Origin of the sequence: Akkermansia biwaensis, assembly GCF_026072915.1 — a bacterium.
Lineage (GTDB): Bacteria > Verrucomicrobiota > Verrucomicrobiia > Verrucomicrobiales > Akkermansiaceae > Akkermansia > Akkermansia biwaensis.
Genome location: NZ_AP025943.1, coordinates 3,063,216 through 3,075,443, shown reverse-complemented (window position 1 = coordinate 3,075,443; position 12,228 = coordinate 3,063,216). Strand labels below are relative to the sequence as shown.

The following is a 12,228-nucleotide window of genomic DNA, read 5'->3' as shown; positions in this document are numbered from 1 at the left end:
AGGGCGAACCAATCCTGGCTCGCCCTCATTATTATATGATCTGTAGAATGAAGCAGCAGTAACTAATTTTCAATTACTTCAACGGTCACTCCTGCCGGAATGGCAGACTGGTCGATTGTCACCTCGTAATCCTTGAAGGATCGGGCTACCTCCACATCCGCTTTTCTTGTGATGGAAACAGCATCCATCAATTTGTGCGCTGGGGCGTTGCCCAACTGGCTGTTGTGCTTGAAAAGAACCAGTTTGCGAACAGCCATCGCACCTGCCGGACGGGCCGCAGAGGCATCGAAGTCAAACAAATGGACCATGGCCTCCACCAGCGTTTGCCAGTCCTGCTCGGAAAATCCTGTCTGCTCGGCCAGGAAAGGATTCATGGTGCCGCGTGCGCTGTAAACAGCATAGGGGACCGTAAATTTCCGCCCCATAGTTCTATTGTCTCCTTTTTGGTCCTGGGCCTCTTTTTCCGTGGCGACCGCACACCTGGTTACGGCATATTCCGCGCTGATAATACTATCTACCGAACGGGCAAAAGACAGTTGTACCGGGCCGCGGACCTGTCCGCAATTGGCTTCCTTGAGAGACATGACTGCTCCAAATGTACGGATATCGAAAAAGTTTTTACACATCCAGAGGCGCCCGGCGTCGCGTTCCTTTTCTCCCGGTTTTTTCGGATCAAATCCCAATGCTTCGTAAGCCCTTTTCTGCTCGTTTGTCAAAATGGCCTTTTCTTTGATGTAAATATCATATCCGGGGACATCTTTTTTCGTCAATTGAATGAAATTGCGGATTTTCCGTTTCAAGCAAACATCCGTCACCAGACCCTGGTTGCTTTCCACATCGACGCGAGGCATGTTTCCCGCATCAGGGTCTCCGTTAGGATTTGCGTCCAGTACGTCGAAAATAAGCATAAAATCAATTTTGTTCATGATCTAACTCAGGTTGTTTGTTATTGTTCTTCTGTTTGTATGGATTCTTTTTTCTTACAAAAATCGTTTATTTGATGGTAGTATCCCAAATTAAAGTAAGCCTGCTGTTCCAGGTCCAGGAATTTGGGAAGGGTAGCTATATCTACTTTATCCTGAATTTCCTGCACCAGCTCTTCTCTTGCTATTTTTTCCCGATAGCTCAGTTTTCCCAGATGCTGGGAATAAAGCCGCGCCAGACGAGACATGACAAAGCACGGTGACGTGGAGGCTGATGCGTAATAACTGTCACGGATGGTCGTATTGAGAGTTCTTCCTTTAAAGACGTCTTCCTGCGTTTTGACATAAACCGCAAAAAGACGCCCCTGGAGATACCCCGGTTGTTTATTTTCAATATCCAGCATGGGTGTAATGGTTTGTTGTTGAAAGTGCTTTTTTTGCCGCCGAACAAGCCATGCCTTTAAAGCGGCACAGCGGATATAGGATATCTTCCGGTCGGCTTTGATTCTCCGCAGGATGGACAATGGGAGAGAATCCGGATAGGGATTATTTAAAAAGATGGATTTTATGTAAGCCCCCGTCAAGAGCGGGGACACGTCCTTCATTTCACGTGCCGTTTCCCGTAAAACCGCATAGGGAGACGGCAACAAAGGTTCCGGATGCCTGGAATTGTCTTCCGTCCATTGCCGCTGCAACTGCATGTCCCTGTAGTGGGACTGCAATGCTTCCATGATAACCCCAAAGGAGGACTCATACCAAAGCCTGACAGCCAGCCTGGTCGAGTTGGGAGAAAGTCCAAGAATGAAGAAGCGTGCATCCCCATAAGATAGGTCATCGTATCCCAGCTTGCCCTGCACCATTTTTTTCAACAGGGCATGCGTTTTTTGCAAAACATTCTCGTCCATGGCGGAGACAGGAACGGCATTTGGGGAAAAATCATGAGGAGGGACCATGCCTGCCATAAATTCCGCCATGATCGCATTCATTTCCGCTACAGGAGCGTCCGCCCAAAACACCATGGTGGCATCCCCCATGAATATGCGAGTTTCCTGCCGGGACAACAGGTAATTCAGACCGCAGCAATAGGCAAAGGCGCGGTCTTCGCTGACGGGGGCATTGAAGCCTTTTTCCTTTCCGTAAGAAAGGAATGAAGCGCAATTGTAGGAAACCAGTTTGGCTCCAGACATTTGAGCATTTCTCACCCCTTTAATGACTGGCTCATGCAGTAAAGCAAGAGGAGCAATTCTTCCGGAGACCAGGCACATTCCGGTTTCCTGGTCTTCTCCTTCTCCTTTCCATAGTTCCATTCCTCCCTGCTTCAGCCACCAGTCCCTGATTTCCGAAAGTTCATGCACGTGCCGGGAATTCCCTTGAATCCGGAAAATCCCGTTGCAGAGGCAGAGTTTCTCGTCATTCAGATAACCCAATATCTTATCGGGATTCCATTGTTCCAGAAACCGGCAGACAGCTGAAAAGGCAGGATGGCTTATTTGTTCTTCAAACTGCAAATGCTTGTCCCGTAGGGCTTCAAACGCTTTTCTCGTTCTACCTGGGTTCTCGTCGCCATTTCCTTTGAAACCCAGCAAATAACCGCAGTTGTCCCAAAGAAAGGAAGCGTTAAATCCTGACCCGGAAGACTTGCCACCACCCAGTACTTGCATGGGAATGGACACCAAGGAGCTCTTGCCTTTCTGGACGGAACGAATATCGTCAATTCCAACCAACGTTCCTTCTTCATCCAAAGTAATCCGGAATCCGATATTCTGGATACTTGTTCCGCGGCCTGGAACTTCTGCATCGGGATCATCCGAAAGCCGGTCATACAATTTGGCCAATTCCTGTAAAATCATCTCAATATACAGTTTGTTGAAGTGAAGGAACTTCCAGGATTCCATCTTTCAATTCCGCCCTGAAAAAATGAGGACGGGCTGTCAGCATGCTTCCATCCAGTCCGCTTTTGATTTTTCCCTTTTTGTCCGGAATATAGACAATTTCATGGAGCATCATGCCTAGCGGGCGGTTCTTTTGATCTTCTGGCAAATGGGATTCGGGAATAAAGTCATCTTCCAGAAGTTCAAAATTGACAGGAAATTCACGGTTGCCGAAATAGGGCTGATGGAAACATTGACCGCGGGAGGCGCGCCGGTGAAAAATTTCTGCGTGCTTGGCTTCGGCATGAAGTTTGTCTTCCTCATTCCTGTGGCAAAGATCGAAATGCGCTTCGATAACGTAATCTACCTTCTTGAGAATCGTAGAAGCCCGTTGCTTCCTGTCCTTTTCAATATAAATGCCGAGTTCTGCTTCCCCTCCCTCTTTGATGAGAGCTGCCTTTGGGGAGGGTATTTTCCCTTCCAGTTCATTCCTTCTCACTTGAATGGTATAAATCGGGTTCAGGACGTGGATTCTGTCGATGCGCCAGCATATTTGCGGTTTCCAATAAATTGCCGACAGAATGCCTATGGCTGCCGACGGAGTCATCACTTCATAGGAAACGCGTTCAGACTTCAACTCCGGGCGAGTGAAACAGGCGTAATCACCCCATACGCGCAATTTAAAACCTTTACTCATTTCTTAATATACTTAATTACAATGGAGCGAATCATAATCCGCCATCGGTAAAAAACCAATATTCATATCATAAACATTCTTCATATCGGTAACAACTTCAACGGAGCCTTCCGCATAGGATTCCATAATTCCTTTTTGCCGCATAATGTTATATTCGTTGTCATACACTTGTATCGTATATTGCGCAATTTTCCTTCTCAATTCCCGGTTTGGATAACGGCTGAATTCAGGGAGACTTTCCAATTTTTTCAATTCTTTCAGAATGTACTCCTGCTCATCGCCGAAAACAAGTACAACTTCTCGCTGGCCGGGGGGAATCATGTGAAATTGTTCGGCCAGGTCTTTAAACTGAATGGTTCTGAATCCATTCAGGGAATTCATATTAACTTTGCATTTTGAAGAAACCCGGCATTCATCCCACGTGTTCGTTTGGATTTTCCGGTTGTCGTAATACAATTGGAAAAAAGACGAAATGACCTTGTCGTCAAAAACATCGCATCCCTTCTTCCATACGTCTCGCGTTGCGGTAGAGGCGGCTTCCATGTCTTTCAGCCTGGAAGGGATGGGAAAGTCTGCCGACTCAAACGAATAAACCGTTCCTCCTTCGGAAAATTCCCCGTGGCGGTTGCAACGTCCAGCCGCCTGGGCCAGAGAATCCAGACCCGCCTGGGCTCTGTATACGACAGGAAAAGAAAGATCGACTCCCGCTTCAACGACGCGGGTTGCTATCAAAACGACTCTTTTTCCCTCCTTCAATCGTTCCCGGACGTCATCCAGCACCAAAGTGCGGTGTTTGGGAACCATTCTTGCTGACAAGTGGTAGAGGGAATCGTCATCCGCTACGGCCCGCATGCTCTTGTATAATTCCTGGGCATGGCGAGTTGTATTGACAATCATCAGCACAGAGCTTCTCTCCTTTGCCGCGCCATAGTGCGTTACCAGCTCCGAGCAGGAAAGGTGTTCCGGCAACCGTACAACCTTCACGCGCCGCATGTTGGTTTTTAATTCGCGTTCCAATGTTTCCCCAAGTAAACTTTGAACGTCTTCCTGTTTCCAGCCTATTGGAAAATCATCATTGCGTTCAAAAGACGGTTGTGTGGCCGTGCACAGCACAAGCGTGCTCCCGTAATCCCGGTTCATGCATTTCATGGCTTCAAGACACGGGGACAATAAACCTGATGGCAGGGTTTGGGCCTCGTCGAAAACCAGCACGGCATTTCCGCAGCGATGAACCTTGCGGCAGCGCGACGGTTTATTTGAAAACAGGGATTCGAACAACTGCACACCCGTTGTCACAATGAGAGGAGCATCCCAATTTTCACTCATTAACCGGATGGTATCGGAATCCAATTCAGGAGCGAGACCTGAGTGATGTGTCAAAACACATTCCTCCCCAAGTTCTGCGGACAAATCGGTAAAGACCTTGCGAAACTCTTCTGCAGTTTGGTCGATGATACTTGTGTACGGGATCACGTAAATAACGCGGTTCAAATGACGGGTACATGCATGTTTCAATGCAAAGCTCAATGAGGAAAGCGTTTTTCCTCCGCCAGTGGGAACATCCAGCCGATAAACGCCCCTAGGCAGTTTTTCTCCTTGTTCCAGGCAACGTTTGTGTATCCTGGCCCTCAAGTCGGAAATATTTCCGGATATTTCCTGTACGGTTCGGGCCTCCTGTTCTTTATTGGAAAGATACTCTTCCAGGACTGCGCTCATCCGTTCCAAAATATTTTCCGGCCAGCAGGCACGTTCCTTGCTCCGGACGGGATTCATGAACGCCTCTGTGGCGAGAAAATCTGCATCGACCAAACAGGAGAACAACATGCGTACTTGCATCGCCAGAGAGAAACCTAGGCTGCGGTGCATCTCTTCCTGGGAAGAAAACCGGACAAGGGGAAAGAGTTTTTCACATCCGGCATTCAATACGCTCTTGGGAACGTATTTCTCCCATTCCGGTATATCCTCTTTCATTCTCTCTCCGAAAAGATCGGTCCCGTTCGGCATGCCCCCATGATGGCCGGCTATGGCGTAAGCCATCAAATCCCCGGAGACTGGGAATTGATGGACCGCATGAAGCGCACCGGCGGTTGAATGATTATATCTGCCCTGAATCTTACTGCGGATATAGCACTGGAATTCACGGGAATATTTGCCTACATCATGCCATAGTCCAATCAATTTTCCCCATTTCCTCCATTCTTCTGGACGATAAAAGGAAAGCTCTGATGCAAATTGCTCCGCCAATTCAGAAACGCGATTCAAGTGGCCTTTGATACGGCTTGTATCTTCCTTCTCCGTATGGAGGGGTTCTTCTTCTCCGGATTGTTCCTGACGGTGAGCAATATCCATATTATATTTATATTTAACAAATAATTTCAGGGTGATCAACTAAATTATTTTCAGTTCCCTCTTCCCTCCTGCGGTGATTAAGATGGTGAAAAGCTTTTCTCCGTATGGTGTTTTCCGGCACATTCAGAAGCGTCTTTTTATGAATTGTAATAAAATATTAATATTTTGTTATCAATGGGTTGTTTGTTTTTTATGGAAAGCTCCGGAATTGACGCGGCTGCAGGGTTTCTGCACCGCGATCGTCCGGGACGCCCTGGCATGGCATTGGACCTTATGGAAGAATTCCGGGCTCCTTTGGCGGACCGTCTGGCCTTGACTCTGATTAACCGCAGGCAGATATCTTCAGACGACTTTGACAGGGAAGAATCCGGAGCCGTCTTTTTGAAGGAGGATTCCCGTAAAAAAGTTCTGACCGCATGGCAGGAACGCAAGAAAACCGTTCTGGTTCATCCCTTCCTCCAGGAGAAAACCACGCTGGGACTGCTGATCCATATTCAGGCGCTGTTGCTGGCGCGCCATCTGCGCGGGGATATGGATTGTTATCCTCCGTTTATTGGCAAATAAATGCTTTCTCTCCATGTATATTCTCATCACCTACGATGTTGTTACGGAAGACAAGGCCGGCCAGCGCCGCCTGAGGCGGGTTGCCCGTGCTTGTGAAAACATCGGGCAGAGAGTACAGAATTCCGTGTTTGAATGCGAGGTCTCTCCGGCCCAATTGGTTGACATCAGGAGCAAGTTGCTTAAAATTATTGATCAGGACAGCGACAGCCTCCGGATTTACCACATGGGGTCCAATTGGCATCACAAAATCGAACAATTAGGCAAGGAAAAGAGCTATGACATTTCCGGGCCGTTGATCATTTGAGTGCTGTTTGACATGGCCTTTGCGCCAACCCCAAGCTTACATCAAATTGCCGGGAGGTCGGCGATTCTTGTAAGACATTGGAAAACGCAGATTGACAACCAAGTATGATGAAGAGAAGACGGTATGTGATGTGCCGTCTTCGTGAAGTTGGCGCAAAGCCTCACTTGCATGATTGATTAACAACATGTACCGTTGAGGCAGTCGCTCTCCGCAAGGAGGGCGTGGATTGAAACCACTCTATTTTGGATGCGGGAAGTAGCTTGTGAGGTCGCTCTCCGCAAGGAGGGCGTGGATTGAAACCATCCGTAGGAATCGCCGTCGGAGTAATGTCCGTGTCGCTCTCCGCAAGGAGGGCGTGGATTGAAACCCACTGATTACCAGCACATGCGCCCGCCTATCAAGTCGCTCTCCGCAAGGAGGGCCGGCTGACTTGTACGATGATTAAAAAGCACCCCGGACCAGATAAGTCCGGGGTGCTTTTTTGTTTTCTGCCGCAGGAGTCAGAGAATGGGACGATCTTTCGGGTTGAGTTCGGCGGGCGGCAGGGAACGGAGCAGGGCCAGCAGGGGGTCCTGCACTGCGGTTCCTGTTTCACTCTGGCGTTTGAATTCCTCTTCTTCCTGCTGGAGGGCGGCTAGTTTGGTGTCTTCCACCAGGGCTTTGAATTTGTCCGCCTGGGAGTATTCTCCGTCTGTATCCCGGAAGACACGGGCAAGCCAGCGGCGTTTTTCTTCCGTGCTGAGCAGGGGATCGTTCATGAGTCCGGCTGTGTTTGTTTGTCCAGCAGGTTTCCGGCCAGTTGCCTGCCTTTCTCTGTAGAGCGGTAGACATAGGGACGGCAGTCCCCGAAGCGCTCCACGTAACCCTGCGCGATGAGGTCCTGCAAAATGTTTGTAACGGTGTTGGGGTGCAGCCGCGTCGTTTCCGTGATGGTGCTGTGCCGCCGGTACCCGGCAATGATGGCCAGAATGACTTGCGCGCTGCTGAGGCGGAAGTCCATCCTGCGTACGTTGGAAGCGAATATTTGGATGAAGTCCAGGGCTTTCATGAGTTTTTATTCACAGGTTTTTTGGATATTATTCACTTGTTATTCTCAAGTTATTCACAGTCTTCCGGATTGCGTGGGGACTTGATTTTTCTCAAGAGGTCCAACAGAGGGTGAGAGTCGTTGGAGAAGGATTGAACGGCGTTGACCGTGGCGGCCTGCGGAAGAATGATCTTGTGGAATTCCTGGTGAAGATTCTGGCGCAGGCTCTGATTTCCCGTCATGGGCATGGCCAGTTTTTCCGCCAGGCGCGTCGCCAGGGCGTCCATGAAGAGGGGATCGAATTGTTCCGCGTCTTCAATGTCCGCGATGTAGCTCATCCGCAGCGGCGCCCGGGAGGCAAGGATGCGGCGGCCCTGCATTTTCCATTCCGTGCATTCCACGTCCAGAACGCGCAGGCAGTCTTTCGGCAGGGTGAATTGATAGGGCGTCAGGGAATTGGGGGCCTGGGCGGAAACGGAGTCCAGCGTGATTTGCACGGTGGCGAACGTCCACCGGGCCATGCAGAGTGTTTCCCTGCGGGCCGGATGGTAATGCAGGACACAAAGGCGGGACGCTGTAGATTCATTGGCAATCAGGGCGTCCAGCGGAGCCTCCCCGATTTTGGATAGTGCGGCATTGCATATATCCAGTGCGGACGGTGTATCCGGCTGAAGAGTGGATTCATTTGTCATAGCACCCCATGATTGGCGGAAAATTTTTGCTGGTGCATCATGTTTGGCTGGCGCCTCTTTTGTGCCATCGGTGGCAGGTATGTGTTCCGGGCTTCCCCGGATGCATTTTATATGAATTCCATTATTGGATAGGGGCATCCGCCGGCCGGAACCGTTCGGCAGGCGGCATAGCGTTCCTTCCGGATGCGGGGAACGGGGTGTTTTCAAGGGCAGGCCGTTTTATGGACTGCCGGACGGAATATCCCGCAGTCGGCCCAGGCCGTCCTGCCATGACCGGAACGGTAAATAACAAAATACAGAGAAAGAAGATATTATGGGATTCATGAAACCGTCCACACCTTCCACCCCGGCTCCCGTTCAGACCATCCCGGTCAAGGCGGAGAGCGTGGGTGCGGAAGTGGGAGAAGATTATCAGGCCAGGGAACGCCAGAGGCAGGGAATGATTTCCACCATTCTGGCGCGGCGCGGTACCGCCGGAGGGCAGGAGGATGTCAACCCGAAGACCCTGCTGAGAAAAACACTGGGATAATCACCGCCATGGAAGAACGAATTGCGGAACTGACTTCCGTGTATAAGGCCCTGGCCGCCCAGCGCGCGCCCTGGGAGACCTGGTGGGACCGGCTCCGGGACTATGTACTGCCCAGGCGCCTGAACCGGGAGGGGGAGGTTTCCCTCCCCAGCCGGGACGCCATGGACCGCATGACGGACACGACCGCCGTGGAGGCCTGCCAGAAGCTCGCCAGCGGCCATATGTCCTACATCACCCCCAGCCATGACGTGTGGTTCAAGTGGTCCGCTCCGGATGACCAGGGCGGGGACGAGGCGGAAGCGTGGTACAACCAGTGCTCGGAGGTCGCCTTGAAGGAACTCTCCGTATCCAATTTCTACACGGAGATTCACGAATGCTTCCTGGACCGCGTGGCTCTGGGAACGGGCAGCCTTTTTACCGGAACGTCCGCGGACGGGCGGCTGCTGTTCACGAACATCCCCTGCGGACAATTCGCCTGCGCGGAGAATGCGGAGGGAAGGGTGGACACCTACGTCAGAGAATTTACGTTCACGGCTCATCAGGCACGCAGCATGTTCGGGCTCAAGGCCCTCGGCCCTCGGGCGCGGGAAGTGCTGGAACGCGGCGGCAATCCGTATGCCACTTCCCTGAGGTTTCTTCACGTGGTGCGTCCGCGCACCCGGCGCAGCCGCCGCAGGGTGCAGGCGTCCCACATGCCGTTTGAAAGCGTTTACCTGTCTCTGGACGACCAGGTGATCGTGGAGGAAGGGGGGTACATGGAATTTCCGTACCTGGTCACCCGGTTCCTGAAATGGGGAAACGGCCCGTACGGGCTGGCTCCCGGCAGGCTGGTTTTTCCCGCCATCCAGCAGGCGCAGTTCCTGAACCGTATTCTGGACACGCTGGGAGAGGTAGCCGCCTTCCCCCGCATTCTGGAACTGGCCAGCCAGATCGGGGAGGTGGACCTGAGGGCTGGCGGCAGAACGGTGATTACGCCGGAGGCCGCCTCCCTCCATCTGCCGCGGGAATGGGCCACGCAGGGCAGGTACGACATAGGGATGGACCGCCTGGCCCAGAAGCAGGAGGCCATCAAGCGGGCCTACTACCTGCCCATGCTGGAACTGTGGAGCGGCCACCACGGCAGCATGACCGCCACGGAAGTAATGGCCCGGGAAAACGAGCGCGTGCTCATGTTCTCCCCGTCTTTCACCCTGTTCGTGAGCGACCTGTATTCCACCATGGCGCGCATCTTTTCCCTCCTGTTCCGCATGGGCAAATTCCCCAGGCCGCCCCGCGCTGTTCTGAGGCAGGGGCGGGACGGCACCATGCAGGTGGGCGAACCCAGGGTGGTTTACCAGTCCAAAATAGCCCTGGTGCTGCGGCGTTTGCAGAACGAAGGCATGGACCGCAGCCTGCAGCGCCTGAACATGATGATGCAGGCGGCTCCGGATCTGGCGGATCACGTGGACTGGGACGCCTGCTTCCGCCTCTCCGCACGGGTGGAGGGAGCCCCGGAAAGCATGCTGAAACCCTGGGCGGACGTTCAGGCCATGCGGCGCCGGCGCCAGGCCCTGCAGCAGGCCGCAGAACAGGAACCTGCCGGGGAGGAGGACCCTTACGCCTCCCTTGATCCGTTACTCAGCCAATTAACAGCCATTCAGGAATGAACCAGGATACCATCTTGCAGCAGGAGACCTCCCTGAAGGAGGCCCGCCTTAAAAGGCGGCAGCTCCTCCGCGTGTTTGATACGCCGGACGGCCGCGACATCCTCTCCTTTCTGGAAGCTCGCTTCCAGACTGATTTGCCCGTTTTTCAAGGCAGTCCGGGGAATTACGATCCCCTGGACGCCATGAGGCGCGATGCGTACAGGGAGGTATTCCTGTACATCCGCCGCCAGCTCCAGCTAGCCCTTAAAGAATCCACAACAGAAAACAAAAATGATTGATTCCATAGACACCAATGCCGCCGCACCCGCCGGGGATGCGGATTTTTCCTCAGCCGCGCCCCTTGAGGCGGAATCCCCTGCCGGCTCCATTCCTGCTACTCCCCATTCGTCCGGCCTGTTGGGGGAAGATGGTTCCTTTGTTCCGGAATGGTATTCCCGGTTTGAGGAATTGAAAGGCACGGAAAAATCCCTGGCCAAATTCAAGACTCCGGAAGCCCTGGCCCGGAGCTACACGGAATTGGAACGCCTGCGGCGTTATCCGGGGGTGGATAATGAAGAACAAATGGCGCGTTTCCGCCAAATGGCCGGCCTGCCTGACTCCGAAGAAGACTACTGCCTGGAACGTCCGGAAACCATGCCGGAAGAGGAATGGAACCCTGAACTGGCGGAACGCATGGCCCGCGCCGCCTACCGCTACGGTGTTCCTCCGGAAGCCATGAATGCCCTGCAGGACACGATGGCGCAGGCCTACCAGGAGGCCAGGGAAAAGGTGCAGGAACAGCAGATGGAACAGGAAACCCAGGCGGAACAGTCCCTGCAGAACGAATGGGGCGGCAGCTACGAGCGCAACATGGGCAGGGCCACGGCGGCCCTTCAGCGCCTGGCCTCGGAAACGGGTGTGGATGCGGACGCCCTTCTGGATAATCCGGCCCTGGGTTCCAATCCGGACGTCATCCGCTTGCTGTACCAGGTTTCCCGCCTGCTGGATGAGGCGCCCCTCCATCAGGCGGGAGCAGCCGCTCCCTCCCCGGCTGAGGAAGCCATGCGGATGGAGTCGGACCCCTCCCATCCCCTCTATGAGGCATACATGAGCGTGAACCATCCCAATCACAAGTACGCCAATGAATTGTATGACCGCCTGACTTCCCGGTAACGGCTCCGGTGCGCGGAACGCCGCAGCCGGATAAAACAAGCCCGGCGGAAGGGGAACTTCCGCCGGGCTTAATGTCAGTTTTTCATCAGGGGAAGGTTTCAAGGGCTGGGGCCTTCTTTTTCCTTCCTACCATTAGCGTCCTGAGTGGGTGCTTGTGTTCAAAAAAAGTTGAAAAAAGATTTTTGAGCACCAAAAATTACGGTGTGGAAAAGCGTTCTTCTTATCGTATCGGAACACGTCATTTAAGTTTTGTTGCCCATTCCCTGCGTGCGCCCTGTTCCCGGAAACGGCGCCATAAAAAAATCCTGTCCGGGAAGGACAGGATTTTAAGGGGAAGTGGTACGCGGTATAGGATTTGAACCTACGACCTCCACCATGTCAAGGTGTTGCTCTACCACTGAGCTAACCGCGCGTTTGGAAGTGCGGGCGGATTATTACCCGATTAAGGCGGAAAGAGCAATACTTTTTTTGAAC

13 protein-coding genes and 1 tRNA gene are annotated in these 12,228 nt (G+C 52.7%); 6 read left to right on the top strand and 8 right to left on the bottom strand.

Annotated features, from left to right (window positions below):
* Positions 1 to 62 precede the first annotated feature (62 nt).
* The 4 genes from cas7c to cas3 are packed head-to-tail and all read right to left on the bottom strand — an operon-like array spanning position 63 to position 5,879.
* The gene (gene cas7c / locus OQH67_RS12670; RefSeq protein ID WP_215435088.1) at positions 63 to 926 is read right to left on the bottom strand and encodes a type I-C CRISPR-associated protein Cas7/Csd2; all 864 of its coding nucleotides are present in this window, start codon (positions 924 to 926) and stop codon (positions 63 to 65) included.
* Between the two features lie 20 nt (positions 927 to 946).
* Positions 947 to 2,818 carry a type I-C CRISPR-associated protein Cas8c/Csd1 gene (gene cas8c, locus OQH67_RS12665; RefSeq protein WP_215458877.1) on the bottom strand — a complete coding sequence of 624 codons (1,872 nt, stop codon included), beginning with the start codon at positions 2,816 to 2,818 and terminating at the stop codon, positions 947 to 949.
* Positions 2,775 to 3,491 (bottom strand): type I-C CRISPR-associated protein Cas5c, encoded by a 717-nt coding sequence (cas5c, locus tag OQH67_RS12660; protein ID WP_215435090.1) that lies wholly within the window; start codon positions 3,489 to 3,491, stop codon positions 2,775 to 2,777. Before cas5c ends, cas8c begins: the two co-directional genes overlap by 44 nt.
* 12 nt (positions 3,492 to 3,503) lie before the next feature.
* Positions 3,504 to 5,879 (bottom strand): CRISPR-associated helicase Cas3', encoded by a 2,376-nt coding sequence (gene cas3, locus OQH67_RS12655; protein ID WP_215458876.1) that lies wholly within the window; start codon positions 5,877 to 5,879, stop codon positions 3,504 to 3,506.
* Positions 5,880 to 6,005: 126 nt separating this feature from the next.
* On the opposite strand from cas3, the gene cas1 reads away from it, so the two are divergent.
* Together cas1 and cas2 are read left to right on the top strand one after the other, a co-directional pair.
* Entirely contained in the window at positions 6,006 to 6,404 is a 399-nt protein-coding gene (gene cas1 / locus OQH67_RS12650; protein WP_257226998.1) for a CRISPR-associated endonuclease Cas1, read from the top strand.
* Between the two features lie 13 nt (positions 6,405 to 6,417).
* A complete protein-coding gene (cas2, locus tag OQH67_RS12645) occupies positions 6,418 to 6,708 on the top strand; it encodes a CRISPR-associated endonuclease Cas2 (protein ID WP_067573023.1) in 291 nt (96 codons plus the stop codon).
* Positions 6,709 to 7,208: 500 nt separating this feature from the next.
* Here cas2 and OQH67_RS12640 read toward each other — a convergent pair whose 3' ends face one another.
* The 3 genes from OQH67_RS12640 to OQH67_RS12630 are packed head-to-tail and all read right to left on the bottom strand — an operon-like array spanning position 7,209 to position 8,427.
* Entirely contained in the window at positions 7,209 to 7,466 is a 258-nt protein-coding gene (locus OQH67_RS12640) for a hypothetical protein (protein ID WP_215435093.1), read from the bottom strand.
* Positions 7,463 to 7,756, bottom strand: a complete 294-nt coding sequence (locus tag OQH67_RS12635; RefSeq protein ID WP_215435094.1) for a MarR family winged helix-turn-helix transcriptional regulator — start codon at positions 7,754 to 7,756, stop codon at positions 7,463 to 7,465. The genes OQH67_RS12640 and OQH67_RS12635 overlap by 4 nt, the downstream gene beginning before the upstream one ends.
* A 50-nt stretch (positions 7,757 to 7,806) precedes the next feature.
* Positions 7,807 to 8,427 carry a phage connector family protein gene (locus OQH67_RS12630; protein ID WP_067573029.1) on the bottom strand — a complete coding sequence of 207 codons (621 nt, stop codon included), beginning with the start codon at positions 8,425 to 8,427 and terminating at the stop codon, positions 7,807 to 7,809.
* A 322-nt stretch (positions 8,428 to 8,749) separates the two neighbouring features.
* Between OQH67_RS12630 and OQH67_RS12625 the strand changes: the two genes are divergently transcribed.
* The 4 genes from OQH67_RS12625 to OQH67_RS12610 are packed head-to-tail and all read left to right on the top strand — an operon-like array spanning position 8,750 to position 11,754.
* On the top strand, positions 8,750 to 8,956 hold the full coding sequence (locus OQH67_RS12625) for a hypothetical protein (protein ID WP_067573031.1): 207 nt from the start codon (positions 8,750 to 8,752) through the stop codon (positions 8,954 to 8,956).
* An 8-nt stretch (positions 8,957 to 8,964) separates the two neighbouring features.
* On the top strand, positions 8,965 to 10,602 hold the full coding sequence (locus tag OQH67_RS12620) for a portal protein (RefSeq protein WP_215435095.1): 1,638 nt from the start codon (positions 8,965 to 8,967) through the stop codon (positions 10,600 to 10,602).
* The gene (locus tag OQH67_RS12615; RefSeq protein ID WP_215435096.1) at positions 10,599 to 10,880 is read left to right on the top strand and encodes a Bbp19 family protein; all 282 of its coding nucleotides are present in this window, start codon (positions 10,599 to 10,601) and stop codon (positions 10,878 to 10,880) included. Before OQH67_RS12620 ends, OQH67_RS12615 begins: the two co-directional genes overlap by 4 nt.
* Positions 10,873 to 11,754 carry a hypothetical protein gene (locus OQH67_RS12610; RefSeq protein WP_215435097.1) on the top strand — a complete coding sequence of 294 codons (882 nt, stop codon included), beginning with the start codon at positions 10,873 to 10,875 and terminating at the stop codon, positions 11,752 to 11,754. Before OQH67_RS12615 ends, OQH67_RS12610 begins: the two co-directional genes overlap by 8 nt.
* A gap of 337 nt (positions 11,755 to 12,091) precedes the next feature.
* Here OQH67_RS12610 and OQH67_RS12605 read toward each other — a convergent pair.
* Positions 12,092 to 12,166 (bottom strand) — tRNA-Val (locus OQH67_RS12605).
* Between the last annotated feature and the right edge of the window lie 62 nt (positions 12,167 to 12,228).